A 24,813-nucleotide genomic window follows, 5' to 3' on the forward strand; every position below is an offset into this window, starting at 1 on the left:
TCCTTTCCTGCTTACTCGGACAGAAATGACGTGACGATGCGGTTGAACTCCGCCGCGTGTTCGAGCTGGGCCCAGTGCCCGCAGCGGTTCAGCAGATGCAGCCGGGAATCCGGAATGGTGGAAACGAGATGCAGTGAATACTCGTAATGCATCACCCGGTCGTCGCGGCCGTGAATGAGCAACGTCGGCGCTTGGATTCCGGCCGCCTCGTCGTTCGTCGCGCCGCCGCGCACCGGACCGCCGTCTTCCCAGCTGGCCAGGAAGTTCTTCAGGTGCTCGGGTACGCGGAGCGCGCCCTCGGAACGCTCGCGAGCCAGGTCGTCGGTGACGTACCGGGGGTCGAAAGTCATGACCTCGACGAGCTTTTTCATCGTGGCCGGCGACGGGTCGCGGTACGCGTCGAGCAGGATCTTCAGCCCCTCCGACGGGCCGTCGCCCGGGGCGAAAACCCGGCGCGTCGAGAGGATTCCGGTGCCCATGGTGATCAGGTGCGACACGCGTTCCGGGTACCGCGCGGCCACCGCGAGCGCCGTCATCCCGCCCATCGAGTTGCCGACCAGTGCGGCCTTTTCGATCCCCAGTGCATCGAGGAAAGCAATGACGGTACCCGGGTGGTCGTAACCGTCGGCAGGCGTGACGTCGGAGCGGCCCCAGCCCGGCATGTCCGGCGCGAGCACCCGGAACGACTGCGCGAGTCCGGCGATGTTCGGCCGGAAATTGCTCCAGCCGGTCGCGCCGGGCCCGCTGCCGTGCAGCAGGACGACCGGATGTCCCGTACCGGCGTCGTGGTAGTGCAGATTCCGGTTTCCGGCCTGCACGGTGGCACTCGTCGCCGCTTCGGTCAGGTCCGCGACCATCTGCCAGCTCCTTTTTGCGAAAATGCGGATTCGGTTGTCGAGAATCGTCTCCGGGAAATGCGGGATCGTCCATTGGCGGTGTCCGCCACCGGGCTAAGCAAATCCTTAGCCGGGACTGATCGCCGTTTCCAGGAAACCGGCGACGGCCAGCAGCGCGGCCATCCGTCCGGGCCGCCCGGCGAGCTGCATGCCGAGCGGCATCCCGGCGGCGTCGCTGAGCCCGGGCACCGTGACGGCGGGATATCCGAGCAGCTGCCACGGACGGCTCAGCACCGGCGACCCGGTGTTGCCGAGCCCCGGCAGGGCCGCCCCGAGCGCGGCCGGGGCCAGAATCGCGTCGTACTCCGCAGCGGCCAGCCGGGCCCGCGCCTCCGCCGCCGTCCGCAGCGCCGCCCGGTAACCTCCGGACGGAACCGCCCGCCCGGCCGCGATCAGGCCGGACAGCCGCGTGCTGATCTGTTCCTGGCGCAGGCAGCCGACGTGGGACCGGGCTGCCTCGTACGCCATCACCGTGCCGTGCGCGTCGACGACCTCGGCCATCGGCACCGGGCACGGTTCGACGACAGCACCGGCCTCGACCGCGGCTTTCTCCGCTCTGTGCAGGGCCGCAAGCATTTCCTCGCCGACCCCGCCGGCCTCGGTCCCGTCCCACACCAGCAGCCGGGGTGGCCGCGGGTCCGGCGCCGTCGCCTCGCCGGTGAGCACCTCGTGCACCCGCGCCAGGTCGGACACCGATGCGGCGAGCAGGCCCGCGCTGTCCAGCGCCGGGCACATCCCGACGATCCCGCGCAGCGGCAGTGTCCCGTGCGCGGCCACGTAACCCGCGATGCCGCAGAACGAGGCCGGGCGGGTCACCGATCCGGCGGTCTGCGTCCCGAGCGCGAGCGGCACCATCCCGGCGGCAACCGCCGCGGCGGACCCGCTCGACGAACCACCCGGCGTCCGCGAGAGGTCGCGGGGATTGCGGGTGGGCCCCGGCGAGAAGTAAGCGAATTCCGTGGTCACCGTCTTGCCGATGGGGATCGCGCCCGCCTCGCGCAATCGCGCGACGAGCCAGGCGTCGGACCGGGCGACGTGCCCGCGCCGCACCGGCGACCCGCATTCGGTCGGCAGCCCCGCGACGTCGATCATGTCCTTCACCCCGAAGGGCATTCCCTGCAACGGCCCCGGGTCGCGGTCGCGTTCCTTCGCGGCCCGCAGCGCATTTTCCCGGTCCACGACGACCCAGGCCCGGACGTCGGGGTCGGCGGCCTCGATCCGGTCGAGTGCCTCGGCTACGCGTTCGCTCGGCTTCACAGTTCGATCACCAGCCTTCCGCTGCGGGACCGCGACACGCACAACGCGATCTGGTCCCCGGCCGCTTTTTCCTTGGCGGTGAGGCAGTGGTCGCGGTGATCGGGTACGCCTTCGCGGACCGTGGCAATGCAGGTACCGCAGATTCCTTCCCGGCACGAGGTGTCGATCGGCACGCCACCGTCTTCCAGCACCTCGGCGATGGAACGATCCGCGGGTACGGTGAACACCTCGCCGGTGTCGATCTCGACTTCGAACGCACCGCTCTCCGTGGTTTCCGGCTCGGGTGCGGCGAAGTGCTCGAGGTGGATCTGCTCCGGGGTGAGGACTGCCGCGGCCAGCGTGGTCACCTGGGTCATGAACGGAGCCGGGCCGCAGACGTAGACGTGGCTGTCCGCGTCGAGGCCGCCGAGAATGGCGGTGAGGGTGTTTTCCTGGTCGGGTACCGACAGTCCATAGTGGAACGTGACCTGCTCGGCGAACTTTTCGCCGAGAATCCCGGTGAACGCCGCGTACTGGGGCGAGCGGGCGAAGTAGTCCAGGGTGAAGTCTTTGCCCTCCCGGGTGAGCTGGTACGCCATCCCCAGCAGCGGCGTGACGCCGATGCCACCGGCGAGCAGCACATGCTTCGCCGCCTTGCCGAGCGCGAAGAGGTTGCGCGGCGGGCTGATCCTCAGCTCGTCGCCGACGAACACCTTGCTGTGCAAGGCCGCGGACCCGCCGCGCGAGTTCTCTTCGAGCTTCACCGCGATCAGGTAGGACCCCGGATCGGCACCGCACAGCGAGTACTGGCGGGTGATCCCGGTCGGCCCGGTGACGTCGATGTGCGCGCCCGCCTCGTAACCGGCCAGCCGTCCGCCGGGCTCGCACGGTTCGAGCCGGAACGACTTGATGCCGTCGGCTTCCTCGGCGATCTCCGCCACCCGCACCGTGATCATCTCGCCCCTATCGCAGGTACAGCCCGCCGTTGATGTCCCAGCAGGCACCGGTGACCGTCCCGGCGTGCTCGGCGGCGAGCAGCACGACGGTGTCCGCGACGAACTCCGGGGACACCAGCTGCCCGGCCGGAATCGACTTCACGATGGCCGCCAGTGCCTCGGACGGCACGGCCTCGCGGACCGACGGGAGGTCGAGCGGACCGGGTGACACCGCATTGACCGTGACGCCGGATGCCGCCAGATCGCGGCCGAACACCTTGGTCAGGGTGCCGACCCCGCCTTTCGCCGCCGCGTAGTGCGCACCGGTCGCCGACCCGCCGTTCTGCCCGGCGAGCGACCCGACGTTCACGATGCGCCCCTGCCCGCGGGCCGCGAAATGCGCGCCGAACACCTGGCAGCCGAAGAACACGCCGGTGAGGGTCGTCGACACGACCGCCGCGAAACTCTCCGGGGAAATCTCCAGCACCGGCTCGATCCGGGCCGTCGCCGCGTTGTTGACCAGCACGTCGGCGCCGCCCCACCGGCCGGTGACCTCGGCGAGCACCCGCTCGAACGACTCCTTCTCCCGCACGTCGAGGGCAAGCCCGAGCGCGGTCGACCGGTCCGGATCGAGCTTCCCGGCCACCGCATCGGCCGCTTCCGCGGACAGATCGGTGACCACCACGATGTACCCGGCGGTGTGCAGCCGCCCGGCAATCACCTCGCCGAGCCCGCGCGCGGCACCGGTCACCACCGCAACCCGCGCGCTCACAACAGGAATCCCGTCGCGCGAATCGATTCGTCGGAGTTGAGCAGCCGCACGACCTTCAACGCGATCCGCGGACCGGTCTCGCCGAACCGGATCCGGTGCGTGACGTCGGCGCCGAGCAGGAAGGTTTCTTCGCGCTTGTGCCCGACCAGCAGCTGCGCCGAGCTGATCTCCAGTTCATCGGCAGTGTCGGACAGCACGACGAATCGCGAGAGCGTGCGCGCCGTCCGGGCCGCGGAAAGCACCGACTGGGCGTGCCCGGACGTCATCCGCGCGATCCGCAGCTTGCGCATCCGCTCGTCGTCGTAGATCAGGTTGAGGGAACCGGCGAAATCCGCCGCGTCCGGGTCGATCGGGAGCACGTAGTGGGCATCCGGCGTCCAGAGCGTGTCCCACTCGTCGTACGCCTTGTCGTCGAGGAGTTTCGCCTCGCGCCAGATCAGCTCGACCGCATCGGCGAACCTGCCACCGGTGCGGAGCACCGCCGCCTCAGCTGTCATCGCTCATCATCGCCTTCCACATCGCGTACGCCTCGCGCATCCCGGACTCGTCGGTGACCTGCGAGACGCGATCCCCGTTGCCGTCCAGCGACTCGCGCTTGAGCCCGCGGTTGAGCAGGATCGGCAGCTCCGGGCCACCGGCCGCACCGCGCTGCACGCGGTCCCACGCCTCCGAATCGTCCGGCGTGCCGAACCCGAACGGGCCCTGGAAGTGCTCGTGCATGCGCATCCGCTGGCGGTTGACCGACTCCGGGCCGCCGTCGAGCCCGATCGCGACGTGCCGGATCTCCGTCTCGGCCACCGAAATCGGGCGCAGCACCCGCAGGAACGACACCGACAGCGACACGTTCGGGAACAGGTTCAGGTTGAACCCGCAGCCGTGCAGCGCCCGGATCATCCGCCGTACCTCCGCTGGCTCGTACTCCTCGGCCAGCTCGGCGGCAAGATCGGCGAATCGTTCCGGCAACGGCTCGCCGTCATCGACGTCGAGATCCTTCTGGCCCGGCACCATCAGCGCGACGCTGTGCCCGTTGCCCAAGGCCCGCACGACCGCGTTCTCGTCGGTCATGAACGACAGCATGCCCGCGGTCTCGGCGTCGACCGAGGCCATGAACGAGCGGTGCACGATCGGGAAGTGGTACGCGTCGGTGGTGTTCTCCAGCTGGATCTTCCAGTTGCCCTTGAAGCGGAACCGGTGCTCCCCCAGCGTTTTCACCGGGTATCCCGCGCCCTGCTTGAGGAAGAGGTCGATCCAGTACCGCGCCTTGCCGAGGAACTCCTCCAGCGGCTGCACGCCGGGGTTCAGCGAGGCGAACACCAATCCCCCGTAAGTGGCGACCTTCAGCCGCTTCAGGGGCAGGTCCTTCTTCTCCAGCACGTCCTCGTAGCCCTCGGGATACGGGACACCGCGCAGCGAACCGTCCAAAGTGTACGACCAGGCGTGGTACGGGCAGGTGAACCCGTTTCCGTTGCCCCGCGGGGTTTCGCACACGCTGGCGCCGCGATGCCGGCACCGGTTGACGAGCACGTTGATCCCGCCGCGGCGGTCACGGGTCACGATCACCGGCTGGGTGCCGACCGTGGCCGTCTTGTAGTCGCCCGCGTTCGCGATCTCGCTCTCGTGCGCCACCCACACCCACGTGCGGTGGAAGATGCGCTCCATCTCGCGGTCGAAGAGCTCCGGGTCGGTGTAGAGCGCGACGTCGAAGCGGTCGTGGTCGACGAGCGCACTCATCCGCGCACCTCGGCCGACCGCCCGATCCGGGCTTCGATCCGCGCGTACTTCCACAGCGCGTGCTCGCCCACCCGCACCGTGCGCAGCAGGTTGCAGGCCGCGCCGACGGTCGGCTGGTCGGCGACGTCGGCCAGCAGGTACGCGGTCCACGGCCAGCTCCCGGACGGACCCACCTGGTGCACGTCGTCGTCGAGGCTGCCGATCACGGTCACGCCGTCGAGCCCGCCCAGCTCGGACATGAACTGCCCGAACCCGGCCCACACCTGCCCGCTCTGGTCGAGCGGAAGGTCGAAGAAGTTCTGGTTGATCCCGATGCAGAACAGCACGCGAAGAGGGGTTGCCTCGGCCATCGAAGCTCCTTTGCTCGTATGGGGATTACAGGAATCCGGGGGCCGCGGGCAGGCCCATCATCACCGCGCCCGCACTGTCGTACATTCCGCTCGAAAGGAAGGCGTGCTGGGTCACGACCGAGGCGTCACGCAGGTAACGCTGCAACGGATGGTCGTGGTAGATCGCGACCGTCCCGGAAAGCCCATACGCCGCTTGGACAGCCGCCAGCCCGGCTTCGGCGGTGTGCGCGGCGGCCAGGCGCAGGGTCGCCTTCTGCCGATCGGTTGGTTCCTTGCCCGCGACGATGTCGGCGTACACCTCGTCGGTGATCTCGTAGAAGAACGCGCGCGCGGACCGCAAGCCGGCCTCGGCCTTCGCCGCACCGATCCGGTAGTACGCGCGGTCGGCGAGCCGTGGCGCACCGGTGATCCCGGCGCGGCCCGCGCCCACCCGCAGCACGTGGTCGAGCGCGGCCCGGCCGATGCCGAGGTTCACCGCCGCGAGCACCTGCGCGGCGTAGGCGAGCGGCGGGTAGCGGAACAGCCGGTCGTCGACGGTCGGCGGGCCGCCGCGGACGAACGTGTCCTCCTCGGGGACGAACACGTCCTCGACGACGATGTCGTGGCTGCCGGTGCCTTCGAGCCCCACGACGTCCCAGTTCTCGACGATCCGGACCTGGTCGGCCCGCAGCACCGCGGTCCGCGGCTTCCCGCCCACGTCACCGGTTCCGATGCCCACGCCGATCACGTCGGCCGCCTTGCAGCCGCTCGAGAACTTCCAGTGCCCGCTCACCCGGTAGCCGCCCTTGACCCGGACGGCCGGCTGCACCGGGAACAGCGCACCGGCGAACACGAGGTCGGGACCGTCGGCGTACAGCCGGGCGATGGTGTCCGGCGGGAGTGCGCTGAGGTAGAACCCGGACGAGCCGAAGCTGGCCACCCAGCCGGTCGATCCGTCGACCTCGGAAATCCGCTCGACGAGGTGCAGGAACTCGCTCGGCGGCAGCTGGGTCCCGCCGACGAAGGCGGGCGTCGCCGCCCGGTACATCCCGATCTTCTTCAGATCGTCGATGACGTCACGCGGCACGAACCGGTCGGCCGCGAATTCCTCACGCCGTTTCGCCACCTGCTCCAGCACGTCGTCCAGGGTCGGATCCATCGGCCGGACCTCCTTGCGTCGCTTGATCACCGCCGTCTTGCTACGACGCTAGGCAGGACGGTGCAGCGCGACAATCGGGAGTTTCCCCCGGCAGCTAAGGAAATTACCTACTTGCCGGAGGCGTCGTCCGCCGGGGAAAGCGGCAGCTCGAACGCGAAAATCGCGCCGTGCGGCGAATTCTCCCGCGCGGAGATGCGGCCGTGGTGCCGCGAAATGATCCGCTGGCTCAGCGCGAGCCCGATGCCGCTGCCGTGCGGTTTCGACGTGAACACGCCGTCGAAGATCCGGCCGTCCGGGAATGCGGTGATGCCCTGTCCCCGGTCCAGCACCGAAACCTCGGCGGAGGTACCGGTGACCCGGGTGCGGATCTCGACCGAGCGCTGCCCGAGCGGCCAGCGGGCCATCTCGTCGATCGCGTTGAAGCCGAGGTTGAGCACGACCTGCCCGATCAGCACCCGCTCGCACCGCACCGGAAGCGGTTCGGCGGACGGGAACACCTGCAGGTCGACGGAATGCCCGCGAGCGCGTACGTCCAGCAGATACCGGCACTCCCCGACGATGTCGTTCAGGTCGGCGCACTGCATGGACTGCTCGAGCCGCACGACGAACTGGCGCAGGCTGGTGAGGATCTGGGTCGCCCGGTCGAGCTGGGCTTTGGCGCTGTCCAGTCCCCACACCACTTTCTCGTGGCCCGCCCCGGTCAGCCGGCCGCGCGCGCCTTCGAGGAAGTTGGCCGCCGCGGACAGCGGCTGGGCGACCTCGTGCGCGATCGCCATCGCCATGTCGCCCATGGCGTTGTACCGCGCGAGGTAGTCGAGGTGCGCCACGTCCTGGCGGTGCAGCTCCTCGGCCTCGACCCGCTCGGTGATGTCGTGGAACAGCAGCAGATGCCCGTGCAGATCGCTTTCGAGGTCGAGATACTGGCAGCTCGCCGAGTACCACCGCGCGGTGCCGTCCGGCGTGACGAGCCGGTAGCGCGACCGCTGCACCGGCGCCCCGCGCGAGGTGCTGGCGAGCTGCTGGTCCAGCAGCCGGCGCGTGGGCGGGTCGCAGAAATCGCGGAAATCGGCCCCGCCGAGGTGCTCGACGTCCACGTGCAGCAGCCGGGCCGCCGACTCACTCGCGAACTCGACCACCGCGGCCTCGTCGAGGACCACGATCCCCTCGGCCAGGTTCTGCAGGAACGCCCGCAGCCTGCCCTCGGTGCGGAACAGGTCGCGCTGGATCTCCTTCTCCTGCGCGATGTCCCGGAACTGGCTCAGCACCACCGTCCGCGACCGCAGGGCCACCCGGATCGCGATCGCCTCGGTCAGGATTTCTTCGCCGGTGCGGGTGCGCGTGCACCATTCGATCGCGCTCACGCCGTGCTCGACGGCCCGCTGCAGCCACGCCAGGCCCATCTCGCGGCTGTACTGCGGCGCCCGGCCGCTCATGTCCGACGCGGTGAGCGGTTTCAGCTCGTCCAGCGTGAACCCGAGGAAATCGCAGGCGGCCTGGTTGGCCCAGAGGATGGCCTTGGTTTCGGCATCGTGCACGATCACGCAGTACTTCAGCGAATCGACCAGGTCCCGGTAGTCGGCAGGCGCGATCTCGTCGTCCACGGTGACTCCTCAGCCAGGGAGCTCGACGCCGAGCTGGAGCACGTCACGGACCAGCTGGGCGACCGTTTCCGCACCGGTCTTTTCGCGGGCCCGCGCGCGGTGCACGTCGACCGTCTTCACGCTGATCCCGAGCCGGGTGGCGATGCGCTTGCTCGACATCCCGTCGACGACCAGCCGCACGATCTCGAGCTCGCGCGGCGTGAGCCGGGCCAGCCGCTCCTGCAGCTCCCGGACCTCGGCCGCGCGGGCGAACCGTTCGCGCGCCGTGCGCAATGCGCCCTGCACCACCTCGATCATGTGCTGCGGATCGTAGGGCTTGGGCAGGAAATCGAGCGCGCCCTTCTGCAACGCCCGCACCGACATGCGGATGTCGCCGTGCGCGGACACGAACACGATCGGGATCACCGACCCCGCCGAGGACAGGTGCTCCTGCAGCTCGAACCCGCCGATCTCGGGCATCCGCACGTCGAGCACGAGACACGCCGGGACGGTCCCCAGGTCGGCGTCCAGGAACTCCCGCACACTCCCGAAACACCGCGAGGCGACCCCGACCGACTCCAGCAGCCAGGCGAGCGAAGTGCAGAGCTCACTGTCGTCGTCCACGATGTAGACGACGCCGTCCTCGGTTGCGGGCTCGATCGCGGTCACCTCATCACTCGCCGTCACTCGCTCCATGCGGCGTCGGCAGTCCAGTACTCGCTGCCGTCGGCACTGATCCCGCGCCGCCACGGCGAAGTGCGGTGCAACCCCGGTTCGTGCCGCGCCGTCGCCACGTCCGCACCGTCCGGACCGACCTCCTCGGCGGGCCAGTGCACCCAGTTGAGCTCGCGGCCACCCGGGTCGTGCACGAACAGGTCGACGTGCCGCCAGCCGTACTCGTGCGTGTCGGCGTAACAGGTCATCGACAGGATCCGGCTCATCCGCCCAGCTCCGCCCTGAAGAGGCGGCAGGTGCCGAACCGGGAGATCAGGGCGTCCGGCCCGGCCGTGCGGAACTCGACGTCGAGCCGGGCCACCATCACCTCGGCACGGCCGTCGGCGTAGGACGACAACTGCTGCATCTGCCAGCTCCCTTCCGCCGTGTCCCCGGATACGGCGACCCTACCCGGAAAAAGGAGGTGCACGTTGCGCACGAGCGGATTTTCCGCCGACTGATAACCGAAGAGCATCTTCACGATCGCGTCGCGGCCCTGGGTACTGCCGAACCGCTGCGCGTACTCGGCGCCGGTGCCTTCCCAGATCGCGTCCTCGGTGAAAAGCGCGCCCAGCGCGGATTCCGTGCGCTCCGGCGACGGCTCGTCGCAGAGCCGGAGGTACCGGGTCAGGGTTTCCACTGCACGTTCGCCGGTCATCGTCGTCACCCCTCCACTATCGGCGGGGGTCCGGCGGGGCGTCCATTGGCAGAGTGCCCAGGGACGGTAAAGAAGTCCCCTATCCGACGAGCGGATTGCCGACACGGCCGTCCGGTTGTCGGCAATATCCGGCCACCGCGATCGTGCCTAAGGTCGGTGGCAGCGGACACCGGAGGGTTCACCATGACGCAGACCGCAGTGAGCAGGCGTGCCTTTCGCGATGCGATGGCCCGGCTGCCGGCCGCAGTGAACATCCTGACCACGGACGGCCCGTACGGCCGGTGCGGGATCACGGTCAGCGCAGTGTGCTCGGTGACCGACACGCCGCCGACAGTGCTGGTGTGCGTGAACCGCAGCAGTTCCAGCCATCCGGTCTTCGTCGGCAACGGCCGGGTGTGCCTGAACGTCCTCACCGGCCGCGGCGCCCAGCTCGCGGTGCACTTCTCCGGCGCGACGAAAACCCCGATGGACGACCGCTTCGCGTGGGACATCTGGGATCGCACCGCGGAACAGCCCGTCCTGCGCGAAGCTCAGGTGGCCGCCGTCGGGACCATCTGCGACCGCAAGGAAATCGGCTCGCACACGGTGCTGTTCGTGCAGATCGAGCACATGACGACGCGCGCGGAGGTGGACAGCCTGGTGTACGTGAACCGGCAGTTCCACCGGATTCTCGGCCACAGCTGATTCACCCGGACATCTTCGCCACCAGCGCCAATCCCCGCTCTGCCCAGGCGATTTCCGTCCGGGCACGCTCGGCCATGCCTTCGTACACGTGCACCTTGTACGCCACGATCGCCTCGTGCCCGGACTCCGGCGCACCCGCGAGCCGCTTGCGGAGCAGTTCCGGTTCCCGGGCCCGCAGCAGCTCCGCGTGCCGTTCCCAGCGCCGCAGCTGCTCCTCATGGCAGGCCCGGTGCACCTCGAACTGGCGGCGGACCACGTCCGGTTCCGGATACTCGAAGTACGACGCCTTCAGGTAGGCCGCGTCCCGGAACCGTTGCGGCTCCTCGACTTCCGACGCCCAGCGGCGCAGCTCCCGCTCCCCGGCCGCGGTGAGCCGGTAGGCGCGCTTGACCGCCTTCGTGCCCCGGAGCTGCTCGTCCGCGGCCACGAGCTCCTCGCGTTCGAGTTTCCGCAGCTCCGTGTAGATCTGCGGATGCGGGGCGTGCCAGATCTGGCTGGCCGACTGGTCGAACTGCTTGGCCAGCTCGTAGCCCGTCATCGGCCCGGCGTCGAGCACGGCCAGCAGAGCGTGGCGAAGGGACATCCGGTCCTCCATTTATGTATCTACATACGTAAACATTGACATACTTTGACGCCCGCCGCTAGCGTACGGCCGCCTCGATCCTCGACGATCGGAATTCCATGAAGAGACCCGGCGCTGCCGTCGCCACGCTCACCTACCTCGGCTTCGCCCTCCAGCTCGTCCAGGTCGGCCTGCTGCCGCTGCTGCCCGCGATCGGCCGTGACCTGCACACCTCCCCCGCCGGTACGTCGTGGATCCTCACCTCCGGGCTGCTGTCCGGCGCGGTCTTCCTCGCCGTGCTCACCCGGCTCGCGGACCTGATCGGCAAGAAGCCGGTGATCCTGCTGGCGATGGGCCTGGTGCTGGCGGGCTGCCTGATCGACAGCTTCGCGACGAACCTCCCGCTGGTCCTCCTCGGCCGGGTCCTGATCGGCGCGCAACTGCCGATGCTCGCGCTGCCGGAAGCGATCGCGAACGACACCATGCCCCCGAAACAGGCACACACCGCGATCAGCGCGATCCACGTCGGCACCGGGCTGGGGGTCGCCGCAGGCCTGTTGCTGGGAGCCGCCGTCGGCGTCCACTGGCACGTGTTCTTCATGTGCGGCGCGGTGGCGAGCCTCCTCGGGCTCATCGCGACCGCAGTGTTCGTCCGAGACTCTCCAGAACGCGCCCGCGGCGGCCTCGACGTGCCCGGTGCCGTCCTGCTCACGCTGGCTCTGGTCGCCCTGCTGCTCGGACTGAGCCAAGGACCTTCCTGGGGCTGGGGTTCCGCCCAGGTCCTCGGCCTGCTTCTGGGCGGCGTCGCGTCCGGCGGCCTGTGGTGGTGGCGCGAACGCGTCGCCCGCCACCCCTTGCTGGACGTCTCCTACCTGCTGCGGCCGCAGGTCGCCCTCCCCTACGCCATGACGTTCCTGATGGCGTTCGGCATCTACGGTTCGCTGTCCGCCGTCACGAGGCTGGCGCAGACCCCGGTGTCGGCAGGCTTCGGGTACGGGTGGAACAGCCTTGCCGCAGGCTGGTTCGCGGTGCCACAGGCGGTGGGCAGCCTGCTCGGCATCGTCGTCCTGCGCACCCTGCGCCCGTGTGGCCTGGTACTCACCTCGGCAGCTGCTTTTGTCTTGATCACGATCGGGTTCGCCGGATTCGCCTTCGGCCATGCTGTTCCACTGGTCGAGCTGATCGCCCTCGGGTTCGATTCGATGGGCCTGGCTACCGGTCTTGCCGCTACGCAGTTGCTCGTGCTGCGCGCAGTTCCGGCCGCGGAGTCGGGCATCGCACTGGGGCTGTCGGTGGTGCTGTACGCGGTGGGAAACTCGTTGGGCAGCGCGGTTTTCGGGGTGCTGTTCGCGAGTATTCGCACTCCGGCCGGGATTCCGGGGTTGAACGCGTATCTGGCGGGGTTCGCCGCGTGTGGGTTGTGTGCGGTGATCGGGCTGGTGCTCTGTCTCCCACTGGCCCGCCGCCTGCGGACTGCCCCGGCGGTGCTTGAGGGAGCGGCGGTGTGAGCGATTCCTTGGTGGGCAACGACTTTGTTGTCCACTCATCCCAGAATGAGCTGTGCCTGCAGACCGGCGGCGGTACGTTGCACGTCGCCGGCGCTTGCGCCCCGCCGACCCGGCGCGGCAATTCCGAACGAAGCCACCGTATACCTCGATTCCCGGCGAAACGAACGTCACCTTCGGACAGTGACAAGTCTCGCGGTTTCCGGGGCATTTCGGGGGCTACGGCTGTTGCCGATCCGGCGGGTGATCCGCCACGTGTGTTGCCGCGGATTCCCGCTGCGGGATCAGAGGAAGCTCACGTTCTGTGCGAGGGTCAACCGGCTCGAATAGTTCACCGTGTTCGTAGCCCGGCGCATGTAGGCGCGCCAGGCGTCCGAACCTGATTCCCGGCCTCCGCCGGTTTCCTTTTCCCCGCCGAATGCGCCGCCGATCTCGGCACCGGACGTGCCGATGTTGACGTTCGCGATTCCGCAGTCGGAACCGTCCGCGGCGAGGAAGCGTTCGGCCTCCTGCTGGTCACGGGTGAAAATCGACGACGACAATCCTTGCGGCACGTCGTTGTGCAGCGCAATGGCTTCCTCGAAGGAATCGTAGGTGAGCACGTACAGAATCGGCGCGAACGTTTCCTCGCGCACCACCGGAGTCTGGCCGGTACACCGCACGATCGCCGGTTCCACATACGCGCCGCCGAGCCGGTTCCCGCCCGCGAGCACCTTGCCGCCCTCGGCCTGGGCCTGTTCGAGTGCGGCGGTCATCTTGCCGGCAGCCTGGTCGGTGATCAGCGGACCGACCAGGGTGGCCTCGTCGAACGGGTCGCCGATGGGCAGATTTCCGTACGCCGAAACGAGACGTGCGGTCAGGTCGTCGGCGATGTCTCGGTGCACGATGAGCCGGCGCAGCGTCGTGCACCGCTGTCCGGCGGTACCCGCGGCAGCGAACACGATGCCCGGGATGGCCAGGTCGAAGTCGGCGCTCGGGGCGACGACCGCCGCGTTGTTGCCACCGAGTTCCAGCAGCGTACGGCCGAAGCGGGCGGCCACCCGGGGTCCGATTTCCCGGCCCATCCGCGTGGAACCGGTGGCGCTGACGAGCGCGACCCGAGGGTCGTCGACCAGCTGCTCGCCGATCGCGCGATCCCCCAGCAGAAGCCGGTGGACACCCTGCGGCGCACCGGTTTTCGCGATCGCCACCTCGAGAAGATGGCTCACCGCCAGCGAGATCAGCGGCGTGAGCTCGCTCGGCTTCCACACCACGCTGTCGCCACACACCAGCGCGATCGCCGTGTTCCACGACCACACCGCGGCCGGGAAGTTGAACGCCGAAATCACCCCGACGACGCCAAGCGGATGCCAGGTTTCGGTGAGCCGGTGCCCGGGCCGCTCGGAGGCGATCGACCGGCCATACAGCTGCCGCGACAACCCGGCCGCGAAATCGCAGACGTCGATCATTTCCTGGATTTCGCCGAGTGCCTCGGAACGGATCTTGCCGACCTCGACGGTGATCAGGTCGGCCAGCCCGGATTTGTGCTGCCGCAGCAGGTCCCCCAGCGTCCGGACCAGTTCGCCGCGTACCGGGGCGGGCGTGGTCCGCCAGGTCCGGAACGCTTCGCCGGCCGCCGCGATCGCCTGATCGACGTCGGCCGCGGTACTGGCGCGGAGCCCGAAAAGATCGCCGCCGGTGATGGGAGTCCGGGCTTGGCGGTCATCGCCGTCCGGGATCGTGACGTCCCGCAAGGCCGCCCGGGCTCGGGCGCGGACCTCGTCGGTGGTGGGCAGGGCCGCGGTGTGGTCGGGCATCGGAAGTCCTTTCGCCGGCTCAGACGATGTGGGATTCGGGACGGACGGCCGCACCGGCGAACCGGTCCGCGCCGAGTGGGCCGACGTCGACGAACGGCTCGCGGCCGAAATACAGGTCGCGGATCACCTCGCCGACCGCCGGGGCCTGCAGGAACCCGTGCCCGGAAAACCCGGTGGCGTACAGGAAATTCGGGGTCTGCGCGGACCGGCCGATCAGCGCATTGTGGTCCGGCGTGACCTCGTACAGCCCGGCCCACCCGTTGCCGAGGCCGATCCCGAGCAGGCTCGGCGTGCGCGTGGCGACCGCATTCCCCAGCCGCGGCAGCCACGCGTCGGAGTACTGCAGGTGGTAGCCGGGCGCCTGATCCGGGTCCGACATGCCCATCAGCAGGCCCAGGCCTTCGCGGTGGAAGTAGTACGACGTGGCGAAATCGATCGTGAACGGCACGACCGGAGCCAGATCGGGCATCGGCTCGGTGAAGATGATCTGGCGCCGGACGGGCGTCACCGGCAACGCGGTACCCACCATCTCGCCGAGCGGCTGCGACCAAGCGCCGGCCGCGCAGATGACCGTACCTGCGTTGATGGCACCGCGGTCCGTGTGCACGACCCGCGCCTCCCCAGCGATGACGTCGATGCCGGTGACCGTGACCTCGGTGTGCAGCTGGGCTCCGTAACGACGCGCGGCGGTCGCGTACCCGAGCACTACCGATTCCGGCGTGCAATGCCCGTCATCCGGGGAAAACGCGGCGGCCAGCAGCCCGTCGGTGGCGATCAGCGGGGACAACCGTTTCGCCTCGGCCACGTCGATCATCCGGCTGGTCACGCCGAGCTCGTTCTGCAGCCGGACGTCACGCTCGAACGACTCGACGTCTTCCGCGGTCGACAGCAGGAACAGGTAGCCGACGCGGTGCAGGTCGATCTCCTGTCCCGGACGGTGGCCGAAGCGGGCGAACGCCGCCAGGCTGCGGGCGCCGAGCCGGATGTTGATCTCGTCCGAAAACTGCGCCCGGACGCCGCCTGCGGCCCTGCACGTGGACCCCGCGCCGAGCCGGTCCCGTTCGAGGAGCACGACGTCCGGCACCCCGGCTTCGCCCAGGTGGAAGGCGATGCTGGTCCCGATCGCGCCACCGCCGACGATCACGACCCCGGCGGACGGCGGAAGCACGCGGGTCACGGTGTTCTCCTTCGAACCGGAGGAGAACTCATGGTCCCGCGTGCCGAAGGTTCACGTCCAGTGACGAAAAATGCGGAGAAAGCTTTAGCAAAGCTGTCGCTTTTGACAGAATACCCGGTTGTGGAGTGGTCGAGTGTGCAGCTGCGGTCTTTCGTCGAACTACGGCGCCGCGGCACGATCAGCGCGGTCGCCGAGGCGCTCGGGTACACCGCGGGCGGGGTGTCGCAGCAGCTCACGGCGCTGGAACGGGCTGCGGGCACGGCGCTCACCCGCCGAGTCGGACGCCGCGTCGAGCTCACCGACGCCGGGCTGACGCTCGCCGAGCACGCCCAGCGCATCCTCGACATCGAGGCGGAGGCCGCCGCCGCACTGGAGCGCGACGACATCGCCGGGCAGCTGCGGGTCGCCATGTTCGCCACCGCCGCGGCGGACATCCTGCCGCTGATGCTGACCCGGGTCGAACAGCAGTATCCGCGGCTGACGGTGCGCAGCCAGGAAATGGACGTCGACGAGGTCCACGACGCCGTCGCTTCCGGAGCCGTGGACCTCGCGGTCGGCCTCGACTACCCGGACGTCCCGATCCGCCGGGACCCGGCACTGCACCTGATCCGGCTCTACCGCGAACGGTTCTCGCTCGCGGTACCGGCGGGTTCGCTGCCGGGCGCCCGGAGGATCAGCCTGCGGGACACGGCGTCGCTGGGCTGGATTCTGCCGCCCGAAGCCAGTTACTACGGCCTGGCGATCCGCACCGTGTGCCGGCGGGCGGGGGTGGAACCGCAGCTGCGGCACGAGGTCACCGACACTGCCGCGTCGCTGGCGCTCGTGGAAGCCGGGGTCGGCATCGGCCCGGTCACCGACCTCATGCTGCGGCTCCGCCCGTCCCGCTTCGACGTGCTCGCCCTGACCGAGGTGTTCGAACGGCACATCGTCGCGGTCGTCCGGTCGGCCGCCCGCAACCGGCCGAGCGTGGCGGCACTGGTGGGGGTATTACGCGGGCTGGCCGAGGAAACCTAGCCGACGCCGAGGGTCGCGAGCAGCACGAGCACCACGGTCGCGACCGCCACGAGCCCGTGCGCACCGACCACCACCACCGGGAAATGCCGTTCCGCCACCTCGGCCGTCGCGCGGGTGCGGTAGGTCGGAATCCAGCGGGCGAGCATCGCAAACCCCAGCGCGGCAACGGGAACGAGCAGGATGAAGGCAATCCACGCCAGTACCCGGGAATCGGCGACCAGGTAGACGATCCACACGACCAGCCCGGCGGCAGCGAGCGCGAAGTGCCCGAACAGCACCGCGGGCGGGAGGTGGCTGCGCTTGGTTCCCCCCTTCGCGACCCAGGTCCCGAGCAGGACGAACCCGCCCCCGGCAGTGACCAGCCACGCAATCAACGCGGCAATACTCATAGTGTTTCTCCTTGTTCCATGACAGGTCAGCGGGCGGTCTGGAAACCTTCGGCCTGCGTTGCTTCGTCGGCGACGCGGACGCCGTAGCGGTAGGCCAGTTTGCCGCCGAGATAACCGGAAACCCCGAGCGCGAGCACACTGGCGACGGACAGCATGAGCGGACCGGTGGCGACCGGTCCGGGCAGGTCGTAGGTGGTGCGGCGCCAGAAGAAGTTGCCGACGTAGGCACCGGTGATCACCAGGTTCAGGGTCATGTGCACGAGCCCGGTGCGGAACGCGGGCGTGCCCGCCGGGATGCCCAGCAGGTCGAGCATCCCGACGAGCGCCGCGGCCAGCGCCCCGACCACCCCGATCGCGATGAGCCACAACGACCCCTTCGCGAGAAACCCGGGCCCGGCCACGATCCGCGACGCGACGTCGAACACCACCGCGCACACCCAGGCACCGATCGGCACGGTGACGAGGATCGGATGGAACGGATGCCCGTACGGCCCCGCCATCGCGGGGCTCACCGGCTGCTTTGCCGCATGGACGTCCTCGATCACGACCGGCTCCTGACCCTGGTGGATATCACCAGCAAAGTTTGGTCTTATTCACCGTGCCGGTCAAGATGGGCAGGCCAGTACGTACCCATTCGAGATATGACCCATCTTTCCCGGTGCAACCCGCGGGCCCGTATCGTGGTGCGATGGCTTCCCCGAGCGCGGGCGTGGTTTTCGAGCTGCTGTACCTCGCGCTGACCACCCTGTGGCTGGGCTCGATGGCCTACAGCCTGGTCGTCGTGCAGCCGAAGGTCGCCAAGTTCTTCCCGGATGCCGAACAGCGCGAGGAATTCCTGGTCACCCTCGCCCACGGCAACCGGCGGCCGGTCGTGGCGCTCGTCGCCGCCCTGGTGCTCAGCGGGGGCGCCGCCGCGCTCACCGGGTCCGGCACCGGCTACTTCATCGCGGTGGGGCTCGATGTCATCGCAGCCGGGATCTTCGCCGACGTCTCATGGCGGCACTGGCCCGCCCGCGTCTTCGCGCTGCCCGAGGAACTCCCCCGGTTCCGCCGCGCGCTCGCCGTCCGCGCCTGGACCATGACCGTCCTCATCGGACTCTCCTACGCGGTCGCGCTGACGGTGAGCCTGTCATGAGGATCGTGATCGCGGGTTCGAGCGGCCTGATCGGGACCGCGCTGCGCCGGTCCTGGGCCGCGGACGGGCACACCGTCATCCGGCTGGTCCGCCGGAATGCCGCGGCCCCCGATGAACGATTCTGGGACCCGACGGGTTCGCCGGACCCTGGGTTGCTGTCCGGCGCGGACGTAGTGGTCAACCTCGCCGGAGCCGGTCTCGGTGCCCGCCGGTGGACACGCGCCTACCGGGAAGTGCTGCGGCACAGCAGAATCGGCCCGGCCCGCGCACTCGCCGAGATGACCGCACGCGCCGACCCGCCACCCCGGATCATGCTGGCGGCGTCGGGAATGCGCTACTACGGCGTCGACCGCGGAGACCGCGAACTGACCGAATCCGACGACCCCGGCCGCTCCGGTTTCCTGCCCGCGATCACCCGCGAATGGGAAGCCGCCACGGACCCGGCCGCGATTCCGGTGTGCCACCTGCGAATGGGCCTGGTCCTCGCCCAGGACGGCGGGGTACTGACCCAGCTGCTCCCCCTGTTCCGCCGCGGCCTCGGCGCACGACTGGGAACCGGCCGCGAGTTCTGGAGCTACACCGGCCTCACCGACGCCGTACGCGCGATCCGCCACCTCGCCGAACTGCCCAGCGCGCAGGGTCCGTACAACATCACGACCCCGGATCCGGTACGCAGCGCCGAATTCACCCGCACCCTGGCCGAGGTGCTCGGCCGCCGCGCGTTATTGCGCGTTCCGACCTGGGCCTTGCGGCTGTCACTTGGCGACGTCGCCCCGGAGGTGCTCGGCAGCCTGCGAGTCCTGCCCACCCGGCTGACCGAAGCCGGGTTCGGGTTCACGCAACCGCACCTTCACCAGGTCCTGCGCCACGAACTCCGGCCGGGCTGAGCATTTCCGCCACGCGGTATTGCACGCACCCACCTGAGCCCCGCGGCTGCCCCTCGGCCACCTCCCCGAAGTACTCGGCAGCCTCCGGGTCCGCCTGCTTGACCGGAACCGGGTCCACATTCACACCTCGACCAAGCCCCCGCGCCACGAACTCCGGCCACACTGAACATTTCCGCCACCAGGTCCAGACCGGCGTACCGGGCATTTCACCCATTACCTCGATATCCGGCACCCCATTCCGGAGCGTGACCGGGAAATTCGCCCGGATGATTCTTGTGCGACGGAAAAACCCCGCAGATTCCCAAAGAATGGATTTCGCGTTCGAGGTGTTCACGTCGCGCACATCTTGCGGCCTCGGGCAATTCGGGTCGGCGACCGGGTCGGTTCTCACCATTGACCGGCCCTGGCGTCCAGGGCCGGTCATCCACCCTCAGGAGGATTCGTGGCACGGAAACGCATCGCGGCCGCCCTTGCGGCGGCTGCGGCACTCATCGGCTCCGCAGCGGCCTTCGCCGTCACCTCGTCCACCGCGCAGGCGGCGACGAGCGTGCCGGCGTTCGACCACATCGTGCTCGTGATGTTCGAGAACCACTCCTACTCCCAGATCAGCAGCTCGAGCGCGCCGTACTTCACCAGCCTCGCCGGGCAGGGCGCGAAGTTCACCCAGTCCTACGCCATCACGCACCCGAGCGAACCGAACTACCTCGCGATCTTCTCCGGCTCGACCCAGGGCGTGACCAACGACGCCTGCCCGCTGACCTTCAACGGCAACAACCTCGGCAACCAGCTGAAGACCGCGGGCAAAACCTTCAAGAGCTACTCGGAAAGCATGCCCTCGGACGGCTACACCGGTTGCACCAGCGGGAAATACGCCCGCAAGCACAACGCCGCCCCTGACTTCCCCAACGTGGCCGCGAGCAGCAACGTGATGTACTCCGAATTCCCCTCCTCCGCCAACTACGCAAGCCTGCCGACCGTCTCGTACGTCGCCCCGAACCTGTGCAACGACATGCACGACTGTTCGGTCGGCACCGGGGACACCTGGCTGAAGAACAACATGGACGCCTACGCGCAGTGGGCCAAGACCCACAACAGCCTGCTCATCGTCACCTTCGACGAGGACAACGGCGGGTCGTCGAACCACATCTACACCGCGTTCGTGGGCGCGCACACCCAGGTCGGCTCGTTCTCGAGCCAGATCAACCACTACAACGTGCTGAGCACGATCGAAAGCGCCACCGGGTTGTCCCACCTCAACCCGGCCACCGAGATCAGCACCGTCTGGAACTGACCCGCTCACCGGGACCCCTGGCCGCGGCCAGGGGTCCCACCCCCCCGGAGGTGCCCACGTGTATCTGTCCACAGTAGACAACCCACACCGCGACGCGCCGGAACCGCCCCGTAACCGCGCCCTGTTCCTGGTGAGCGGCAACGTGTTCGCCCTCGGCGCGGTCAGCCTGGTCACCGACATTTCCTCGGAGATGGTGACCGCCGTGCTGCCGGTGTACCTCGTGCTCGGGTTGCATCTCAGCCCGGCGCTGTACGGCGTGGTCGACGCCACCTACACCGGAGCGACGGCGCTGCTGCGGCTCGCCGGTGGGTACGTCGCGGACCGGGTGCGCCGCCGCAAGCTCATTGCCGGGCTGGGCTATGGATTATCGGCCGTGGCGAAGCTCGGCCTGCTGGCCGCGGGCAACGCCGTCGGCGCGATCGGCGCGGTGATCGCCGTCGACCGCACCGGCAAGGGACTTCGCACGGCACCTCGCGACGCGCTCATCACCCTTTCCACGCCACCACACCTGTACGGTCGCGCGTTCGGCGTGCACCGGATGATGGACACGATCGGGGCTTTCGCCGGACCGCTGGTCGCGCTCGGGATCCTGGCCGTCACCGCGCAGGCGTACGACGCGGTCTTCGTCGCCAGCTTCTGTGTTGCCGCGTTCGCCGTGCTCCTGCTCGTCCTCTTCGTCCGCGACCGGCGCGGCGAACAACCACCGAAAGGCACGGTGTCCCCGAGAGCGCTGGGCGGCCTGATCCGGATGGCCCCGGTACGGCGGCTCGTGCTGGCCGCCTGCCTGGCCGGACTCGTGACGATCGGCGACGGTTTCGTGTACCTGCTGCTGCAGCGCCGCGAAGAGCTTAGCGTCGGCTGGTTTCCGTTGCTCGCCGTCGGGACGAACCTGTCGTACCTGGTGCTGGCCGTGCCGCTGGGTATGCTGGCGGACAAGATCGGCCGGCTGAAGGTGGTACTCGGCGGGTACGGCGCTCTCGTGGTGGTGTACCTGCTGCTTTTCGGCCCGCTGGACGGCTGGCTGCTGCTCGTCGTGGTGCTCGCGCTGTACGGCCTGTTCTACGCCGCCACCGACGGCGTCCTGATGGCGCTGGCCGGACCGGTACTGCCCAAAGCCTTGCGTACCACCGGAATCGCCTTGATCCAAACCGGACAGGCGTTGTCCTACCTGGTCTCCTCAGTCCTCTTCGGACTGGCCTGGACAGTCTGGGGGCCGGAGAGCGCGAGCCGGTTCGTCGCCGTGCTGGTCGCGGTGGCGGTGGTCGGAATGGCCCTGTTGTTACGCAGTATTCCGGCCACCAGCAAGGAAACCGCATGACCCGCCGGACGCTCTTCACCCTGCTCGGGGCCATGCTGCTGACCGCCGTGGCCGCCGGGTACGGCATCCTCGCCTCGACCCGCGACGCCCCCGCGGTCGCCGCCGCCGACGGCCTGAACCTCGACACCGGAATCCTCTTCGTGAGCACCGCCCCTGACAGCAAGGGCCGGTTGGCGTTGGTACCCAAGAACAATCCCGGCGGTCCCCGCGCCCTGTCCGCCCTGACCTGCCTCCGCGCCTACGCCGCCGGTGGCACCGGTGTGTGCCTGCGCCAAGACGGCGCCTTGGCGACCTTCCAGGCCGCCATCCTGGACCGCAAGCTGGCCGTCGAGCGCACCATTCCGCTGGTCGGGGTACCCAACCGAACCCGCATTTCCGCCGACGGCCGCCGAGTGGCCTGGACCGTTTTCGTCGCCGGTGACTCGTACAACAACGGCCGGTTCTCCACCCGCGCCGGACTGATCGATCTGAAACGCGAGGACACCGTCGATTCGCTGGAATTCCTTTCGGTGACCCTGGACGGCCATCCCTACACCGCCGCCGACCTCAATTTCTGGGGAATCACCTTCGCCGCCGACGAAAACACATTCTACTCCACGATGTCCACGGCAGGCCATCGTTATCTGGTGAAAGGCGACATCGCCGCGAAAAGCGTGCACACCATCGCGCAAAACGTGGAATGCCCGTCCCTTTCCCCGGACGGCACGCGAATCGCCTTCAAATCGGCCATCGACGGCGATCCGGCGAAAGGCTGGCGCCTGTCCGTCTTGGACCTGGCCTCCGGCAGGCGAACGGAACTCGCCGAAACCCGCAGCGTCGACGACCAGCCCGCCTGGCTGACCGCCAACGCCATCGGCTACGCCGTCCCGAGAAACACCAGTGACGCCGACGTATGGACAGTCCCGGCTGACGGTACCGGTGCCCCGCACCTGCTGATCCCCCACGCCGAATCCCCCGCCGCAGTGGACTGACTACCGGCTCCCGCGCACGCGCTGCCCGGCACGCAGAATGGCAGTCTTGGCCAGGATTTCGTCGTGCTCGGCATCGGGGTCGGAGCTCCAGGTAATGGCGCTGCCGGTGCCGTAGACAGCCGAGCCGTCGTGAGTGTCGATCACAGCCGTGCGGATCGCGACGGCAAACCGCATCGAGACCGGCTGCGACGGTGGTGCGACCCAGCCGATCGCGCCGCAGTAAACACCGCGTGGGGTGTCCTCGAGCTCGGTGATCAGTGCCATCGTGGAGACCTTCGGTGCACCGGTGACCGAGCCGCACGGAAACAACGCGGTGAACAGTGCGGTCAGCCCGGTGCCAGGGCGCAGCGTCGCGGTGACGTCAGAAGTGAGCTGGAGAACGGTGCCGAAGCGCTCGACCGTCAGCAGCGACGGCACCCGGACGGTCCCGGCGATCGCGAGGCGGGCAATGTCGTTGCGGATCAGATCGACGATCATGATGTTCTCGGCACGTTCCTTGGCATCGGAACGCAACGCGTGTGCACGAACCCGGTCCTCGGCGGCGTCAGCGCCCCGCCTGCTGGTGCCCTTCATCGGCCGGAGCAGCACCCGGTCCGCCCGGCGTTCGAAGAACAGTTCGGGGCTGGCACTGGCGATGACGTACCGGCCCAGCTCCAGGTACGCGTTACCGGCGCCGTGCTGAGCCAGGGCGAGATCACGGTAGAACGCGAACAAGTCCCCCTCGACCCGGCCGCGCATGCGCACCGTCAGGTTCGTCTGGTACGTGTCCCCCGCCGCGATGCGGGCCCGCACCGCCTGCACCCGGGACCGGTAGCCGCTCCGGTCCCATCCGGGTCGCCACCGGCTGCGGTACGTCCCGCACACCGCGGTTTCGAGCGGCGCGCCGGTCGACGGAGCCCCGGTAAGGGCAAACCAGGCCAAGGGCAAGCCAGCGGCGTGATGCGTAGCGAGGCTTCGGTCCAGCCCGGCGGCGGCCTCGTAGGCGACATAGCCGTAGGCCCACGATCCTCGCGCGGTGGCTTCCTCGACCGCGGCCAGGACCGGAAGGACGTCGGCGGCACGATCCGCGCGAAGGATCCGCGCCGGGACCGGGAAACACAGGGACGTTCTGGCCTGAAGGTCGTCGAATCGGGCACCGCCCCAGCGCCCGGCTCCCCTCATCCGCGATCGGCCAGGGCGGCGGCGCACGCGTCGGCCAGCGCCTGCGCCCGGCCGGTCGGGCGGACCTTGGTCAACCGCGTCAGGACGATCGGCAGCGAGGACAGCTCGTCCAGCAACGGGACGGCGACGACCGATCGTCCGCCATAGGTGGTGTCCACCGAAGGCCGCTGGTTGAGCACGGCATAGCCGAGCCCCTCGGCGACCATGCCCCGCACCGTCTCGTAGCTGGAGCTGCGGAAGCACACCTTCGGCTCGACGCCAGCGGAATGCAGCAGCCCTTCGAAGTATTCCGCGCTGCGGGGAATGTCCAGGATGATCATCGGCTCGTCCTCGAGCTCGGCCAGGTGGATGCCCGGCGACGTCGACAGCGGATGGCCGGCCGGCACGATGACATACGGCGGCGCGGCAGCGATCCGCCGGCGCTTCAGGTCCTCGCCGAGCCCGAGGTCGTACATCAGGGCCACCTCGATCTTGCCTTCCTTCAGCTCCGCCAGAAGCTCGTCGGTGTCGAGCTCACGGGCCTGGATGTGCAGCTGCGGGTAACGATCGGCGCAGCTGCGCAGGATCTGCGGCATCAGGAACGGCGCGAGCGTGACGAAGCAACCGAACCTGATGTCGCCGCTGACCGCATCCGCGATTCCGCGGGCCACCTCACCGAGTTCGGTGGCGTGCGCGAGCAAATCCTGCGCCGCCACGCACAGCCGCTCCCCGGCATCGGTGAGGCACAACCCGCGAGCGTGCCGGCGAATGAAGAGCTGGACGCCGAGCGCACGTTCGAGCGTGGCCACCGCTGACGACACCGCGGACTGGGCGATCCTCAGTTCGGCGGCAGCAGCGGTCATACTGCCGCTGGACGCCGCGACGACGAAATAGCGAAGCTGCGCCAAGGTGAAATCGGCCATTCCGAGCCACC

The 24,813-nt window shown here is 69.0% G+C and carries 27 protein-coding genes; 8 read left to right on the forward strand and 19 right to left on the reverse strand.

Annotated features, from left to right (window positions below):
• Positions 1–11: 11 nt before the first annotated feature.
• The 12 genes from OO71_RS25690 to OO71_RS25745 all read right to left on the reverse strand — a co-directional run bounded on the left by OO71_RS25690 (position 12) and on the right by OO71_RS25745 (position 10,010).
• Positions 12–857 carry an alpha/beta fold hydrolase gene (locus OO71_RS25690; protein WP_033292448.1) on the reverse strand — a complete coding sequence of 282 codons (846 nt, stop codon included), beginning with the start codon at positions 855–857 and terminating at the stop codon, positions 12–14.
• Positions 858–962: 105 nt separating this feature from the next.
• Complete coding sequence (locus OO71_RS25695) at positions 963–2,153, reverse strand: amidase (protein WP_033292449.1); 1,191 nt, start codon at positions 2,151–2,153, stop codon at positions 963–965.
• The gene (locus tag OO71_RS25700) at positions 2,150–3,088 is read right to left on the reverse strand and encodes a PDR/VanB family oxidoreductase (RefSeq protein WP_033292450.1); all 939 of its coding nucleotides are present in this window, start codon (positions 3,086–3,088) and stop codon (positions 2,150–2,152) included. The genes OO71_RS25695 and OO71_RS25700 overlap by 4 nt, the downstream gene beginning before the upstream one ends.
• A gap of 7 nt (positions 3,089–3,095) precedes the next feature.
• Positions 3,096–3,839 carry an SDR family NAD(P)-dependent oxidoreductase gene (locus OO71_RS25705; protein ID WP_033292451.1) on the reverse strand — a complete coding sequence of 248 codons (744 nt, stop codon included), beginning with the start codon at positions 3,837–3,839 and terminating at the stop codon, positions 3,096–3,098.
• Positions 3,836–4,336 carry an aromatic-ring-hydroxylating dioxygenase subunit beta gene (locus tag OO71_RS25710; protein ID WP_033292452.1) on the reverse strand — a complete coding sequence of 167 codons (501 nt, stop codon included), beginning with the start codon at positions 4,334–4,336 and terminating at the stop codon, positions 3,836–3,838. Before OO71_RS25710 ends, OO71_RS25705 begins: the two co-directional genes overlap by 4 nt.
• Entirely contained in the window at positions 4,326–5,570 is a 1,245-nt protein-coding gene (locus tag OO71_RS25715; RefSeq protein WP_033292453.1) for an aromatic ring-hydroxylating oxygenase subunit alpha, read from the reverse strand. Before OO71_RS25715 ends, OO71_RS25710 begins: the two co-directional genes overlap by 11 nt.
• A complete protein-coding gene (locus OO71_RS25720) occupies positions 5,567–5,920 on the reverse strand; it encodes a hypothetical protein (RefSeq protein WP_033292454.1) in 354 nt (117 codons plus the stop codon). Before OO71_RS25720 ends, OO71_RS25715 begins: the two co-directional genes overlap by 4 nt.
• A gap of 25 nt (positions 5,921–5,945) precedes the next feature.
• Positions 5,946–7,058 (reverse strand): acyl-CoA dehydrogenase family protein, encoded by a 1,113-nt coding sequence (locus tag OO71_RS25725; protein WP_051792116.1) that lies wholly within the window; start codon positions 7,056–7,058, stop codon positions 5,946–5,948.
• Positions 7,059–7,165: 107 nt separating this feature from the next.
• Positions 7,166–8,659: a PAS domain S-box protein gene (locus tag OO71_RS25730; protein ID WP_033292456.1), complete on the reverse strand. Its 1,494-nt coding sequence runs from the start codon at positions 8,657–8,659 to the stop codon at positions 7,166–7,168.
• A gap of 9 nt (positions 8,660–8,668) precedes the next feature.
• Positions 8,669–9,325 carry a response regulator transcription factor gene (locus OO71_RS25735; RefSeq protein ID WP_245633772.1) on the reverse strand — a complete coding sequence of 219 codons (657 nt, stop codon included), beginning with the start codon at positions 9,323–9,325 and terminating at the stop codon, positions 8,669–8,671.
• Positions 9,322–9,579: a hypothetical protein gene (locus OO71_RS25740; RefSeq protein ID WP_033292457.1), complete on the reverse strand. Its 258-nt coding sequence runs from the start codon at positions 9,577–9,579 to the stop codon at positions 9,322–9,324. The genes OO71_RS25735 and OO71_RS25740 overlap by 4 nt, the downstream gene beginning before the upstream one ends.
• Positions 9,576–10,010, reverse strand: a complete 435-nt coding sequence (locus OO71_RS25745; RefSeq protein WP_033292458.1) for a nuclear transport factor 2 family protein — start codon at positions 10,008–10,010, stop codon at positions 9,576–9,578. Before OO71_RS25745 ends, OO71_RS25740 begins: the two co-directional genes overlap by 4 nt.
• Positions 10,011–10,193: 183 nt before the next feature.
• Here OO71_RS25745 and OO71_RS25750 point away from each other — a divergent pair, with 183 nt between their 5' ends.
• Entirely contained in the window at positions 10,194–10,694 is a 501-nt protein-coding gene (locus OO71_RS25750) for a flavin reductase (protein WP_033292459.1), read from the forward strand.
• Between the two features lies 1 nt (position 10,695).
• On the opposite strand, the gene OO71_RS25755 is transcribed toward OO71_RS25750, so the two are convergent.
• Positions 10,696–11,277 carry a PadR family transcriptional regulator gene (locus tag OO71_RS25755; protein ID WP_033292460.1) on the reverse strand — a complete coding sequence of 194 codons (582 nt, stop codon included), beginning with the start codon at positions 11,275–11,277 and terminating at the stop codon, positions 10,696–10,698.
• Positions 11,278–11,375: 98 nt separating this feature from the next.
• Here OO71_RS25755 and OO71_RS25760 point away from each other — a divergent pair, with 98 nt between their 5' ends.
• On the forward strand, positions 11,376–12,764 hold the full coding sequence (locus OO71_RS25760; RefSeq protein ID WP_033292461.1) for an MFS transporter: 1,389 nt from the start codon (positions 11,376–11,378) through the stop codon (positions 12,762–12,764).
• Positions 12,765–13,045: 281 nt separating this feature from the next.
• Here OO71_RS25760 and amaB read toward each other — a convergent pair whose 3' ends face one another.
• Together amaB and OO71_RS25770 are read right to left on the reverse strand one after the other, a co-directional pair.
• Positions 13,046–14,557, reverse strand: coding sequence for an L-piperidine-6-carboxylate dehydrogenase (amaB, locus tag OO71_RS25765; protein ID WP_033292462.1), 1,512 nt, complete (start codon positions 14,555–14,557; stop codon positions 13,046–13,048).
• 19 nt (positions 14,558–14,576) lie between these two features.
• On the reverse strand, positions 14,577–15,725 hold the full coding sequence (locus OO71_RS25770) for an NAD(P)/FAD-dependent oxidoreductase (RefSeq protein WP_033292533.1): 1,149 nt from the start codon (positions 15,723–15,725) through the stop codon (positions 14,577–14,579).
• A 111-nt stretch (positions 15,726–15,836) separates the two neighbouring features.
• Here OO71_RS25770 and OO71_RS25775 point away from each other — a divergent pair, with 111 nt between their 5' ends.
• Positions 15,837–16,748, forward strand: a complete 912-nt coding sequence (locus tag OO71_RS25775; RefSeq protein WP_245633773.1) for a LysR family transcriptional regulator — start codon at positions 15,837–15,839, stop codon at positions 16,746–16,748.
• On the opposite strand, the gene OO71_RS25780 is transcribed toward OO71_RS25775, so the two are convergent.
• Together OO71_RS25780 and OO71_RS25785 are read right to left on the reverse strand one after the other, a co-directional pair.
• Positions 16,745–17,137 (reverse strand): hypothetical protein, encoded by a 393-nt coding sequence (locus tag OO71_RS25780; protein ID WP_033292464.1) that lies wholly within the window; start codon positions 17,135–17,137, stop codon positions 16,745–16,747. The genes OO71_RS25775 and OO71_RS25780 overlap by 4 nt on opposite strands.
• A gap of 26 nt (positions 17,138–17,163) precedes the next feature.
• Entirely contained in the window at positions 17,164–17,682 is a 519-nt protein-coding gene (locus OO71_RS25785) for a DUF2231 domain-containing protein (RefSeq protein ID WP_033292465.1), read from the reverse strand.
• A 143-nt stretch (positions 17,683–17,825) separates the two neighbouring features.
• Here OO71_RS25785 and OO71_RS25790 point away from each other — a divergent pair, with 143 nt between their 5' ends.
• From OO71_RS25790 to OO71_RS25810, 5 genes are all read left to right on the forward strand, one after another.
• Positions 17,826–18,272 (forward strand): hypothetical protein, encoded by a 447-nt coding sequence (locus OO71_RS25790; RefSeq protein WP_051792120.1) that lies wholly within the window; start codon positions 17,826–17,828, stop codon positions 18,270–18,272.
• Complete coding sequence (locus tag OO71_RS25795) at positions 18,269–19,159, forward strand: TIGR01777 family oxidoreductase (RefSeq protein WP_033292466.1); 891 nt, start codon at positions 18,269–18,271, stop codon at positions 19,157–19,159. The genes OO71_RS25790 and OO71_RS25795 overlap by 4 nt, the downstream gene beginning before the upstream one ends.
• A gap of 442 nt (positions 19,160–19,601) precedes the next feature.
• A complete protein-coding gene (locus OO71_RS25800; RefSeq protein ID WP_033292467.1) occupies positions 19,602–20,450 on the forward strand; it encodes an alkaline phosphatase family protein in 849 nt (282 codons plus the stop codon).
• Between the two features lie 58 nt (positions 20,451–20,508).
• A complete protein-coding gene (locus tag OO71_RS25805) occupies positions 20,509–21,768 on the forward strand; it encodes an MFS transporter (RefSeq protein ID WP_033292468.1) in 1,260 nt (419 codons plus the stop codon).
• A complete protein-coding gene (locus OO71_RS25810; protein WP_033292469.1) occupies positions 21,765–22,739 on the forward strand; it encodes a TolB-like translocation protein in 975 nt (324 codons plus the stop codon). Before OO71_RS25805 ends, OO71_RS25810 begins: the two co-directional genes overlap by 4 nt.
• On the opposite strand, the gene OO71_RS25815 is transcribed toward OO71_RS25810, so the two are convergent.
• Positions 22,740–23,900 (reverse strand): chorismate-binding protein, encoded by a 1,161-nt coding sequence (locus tag OO71_RS25815; protein ID WP_033292470.1) that lies wholly within the window; start codon positions 23,898–23,900, stop codon positions 22,740–22,742.
• The gene (locus OO71_RS25820; RefSeq protein WP_033292471.1) at positions 23,897–24,802 is read right to left on the reverse strand and encodes a LysR family transcriptional regulator; all 906 of its coding nucleotides are present in this window, start codon (positions 24,800–24,802) and stop codon (positions 23,897–23,899) included. Before OO71_RS25820 ends, OO71_RS25815 begins: the two co-directional genes overlap by 4 nt.
• Between the last annotated feature and the right edge of the window lie 11 nt (positions 24,803–24,813).

Source organism: Amycolatopsis jejuensis (genome assembly GCF_000717335.1).
Classification (GTDB): Bacteria; Actinomycetota; Actinomycetes; order Mycobacteriales; family Pseudonocardiaceae; genus Amycolatopsis; species Amycolatopsis jejuensis.

Excerpts from the sequence above, each read along its gene's own strand:
- OO71_RS25690 (WP_033292448.1), bottom strand. The coding sequence starts at position 857 with ATGGTCGCGGACCTGACCGAAGCGGCGACGAGTGCCACCGTGCAGGCC.
- OO71_RS25700 (WP_033292450.1), bottom strand. The coding sequence starts at position 3,088 with ATGATCACGGTGCGGGTGGCGGAGATCGCCGAGGAAGCCGACGGCATC.
- OO71_RS25710 (WP_033292452.1), bottom strand. The coding sequence starts at position 4,336 with ATGACAGCTGAGGCGGCGGTGCTCCGCACCGGTGGCAGGTTCGCCGAT.
- OO71_RS25715 (WP_033292453.1), bottom strand. The coding sequence starts at position 5,570 with ATGAGTGCGCTCGTCGACCACGACCGCTTCGACGTCGCGCTCTACACC.
- OO71_RS25720 (WP_033292454.1), bottom strand. The coding sequence starts at position 5,920 with ATGGCCGAGGCAACCCCTCTTCGCGTGCTGTTCTGCATCGGGATCAAC.
- OO71_RS25725 (WP_051792116.1), bottom strand. The coding sequence starts at position 7,058 with ATGGATCCGACCCTGGACGACGTGCTGGAGCAGGTGGCGAAACGGCGT.
- OO71_RS25740 (WP_033292457.1), bottom strand. The coding sequence starts at position 9,579 with ATGAGCCGGATCCTGTCGATGACCTGTTACGCCGACACGCACGAGTAC.
- OO71_RS25745 (WP_033292458.1), bottom strand. The coding sequence starts at position 10,010 with ATGACCGGCGAACGTGCAGTGGAAACCCTGACCCGGTACCTCCGGCTC.
- OO71_RS25750 (WP_033292459.1), top strand. The coding sequence starts at position 10,194 with ATGACGCAGACCGCAGTGAGCAGGCGTGCCTTTCGCGATGCGATGGCC.
- OO71_RS25755 (WP_033292460.1), bottom strand. The coding sequence starts at position 11,277 with ATGTCCCTTCGCCACGCTCTGCTGGCCGTGCTCGACGCCGGGCCGATG.
- OO71_RS25760 (WP_033292461.1), top strand. The coding sequence starts at position 11,376 with ATGAAGAGACCCGGCGCTGCCGTCGCCACGCTCACCTACCTCGGCTTC.
- amaB (WP_033292462.1), bottom strand. The coding sequence starts at position 14,557 with ATGCCCGACCACACCGCGGCCCTGCCCACCACCGACGAGGTCCGCGCC.
- OO71_RS25780 (WP_033292464.1), bottom strand. The coding sequence starts at position 17,137 with ATGAGTATTGCCGCGTTGATTGCGTGGCTGGTCACTGCCGGGGGCGGG.
- OO71_RS25790 (WP_051792120.1), top strand. The coding sequence starts at position 17,826 with ATGGCTTCCCCGAGCGCGGGCGTGGTTTTCGAGCTGCTGTACCTCGCG.
- OO71_RS25795 (WP_033292466.1), top strand. The coding sequence starts at position 18,269 with ATGAGGATCGTGATCGCGGGTTCGAGCGGCCTGATCGGGACCGCGCTG.
- OO71_RS25810 (WP_033292469.1), top strand. The coding sequence starts at position 21,765 with ATGACCCGCCGGACGCTCTTCACCCTGCTCGGGGCCATGCTGCTGACC.
- OO71_RS25815 (WP_033292470.1), bottom strand. The coding sequence starts at position 23,900 with ATGAGGGGAGCCGGGCGCTGGGGCGGTGCCCGATTCGACGACCTTCAG.
- OO71_RS25820 (WP_033292471.1), bottom strand. The coding sequence starts at position 24,802 with ATGGCCGATTTCACCTTGGCGCAGCTTCGCTATTTCGTCGTCGCGGCG.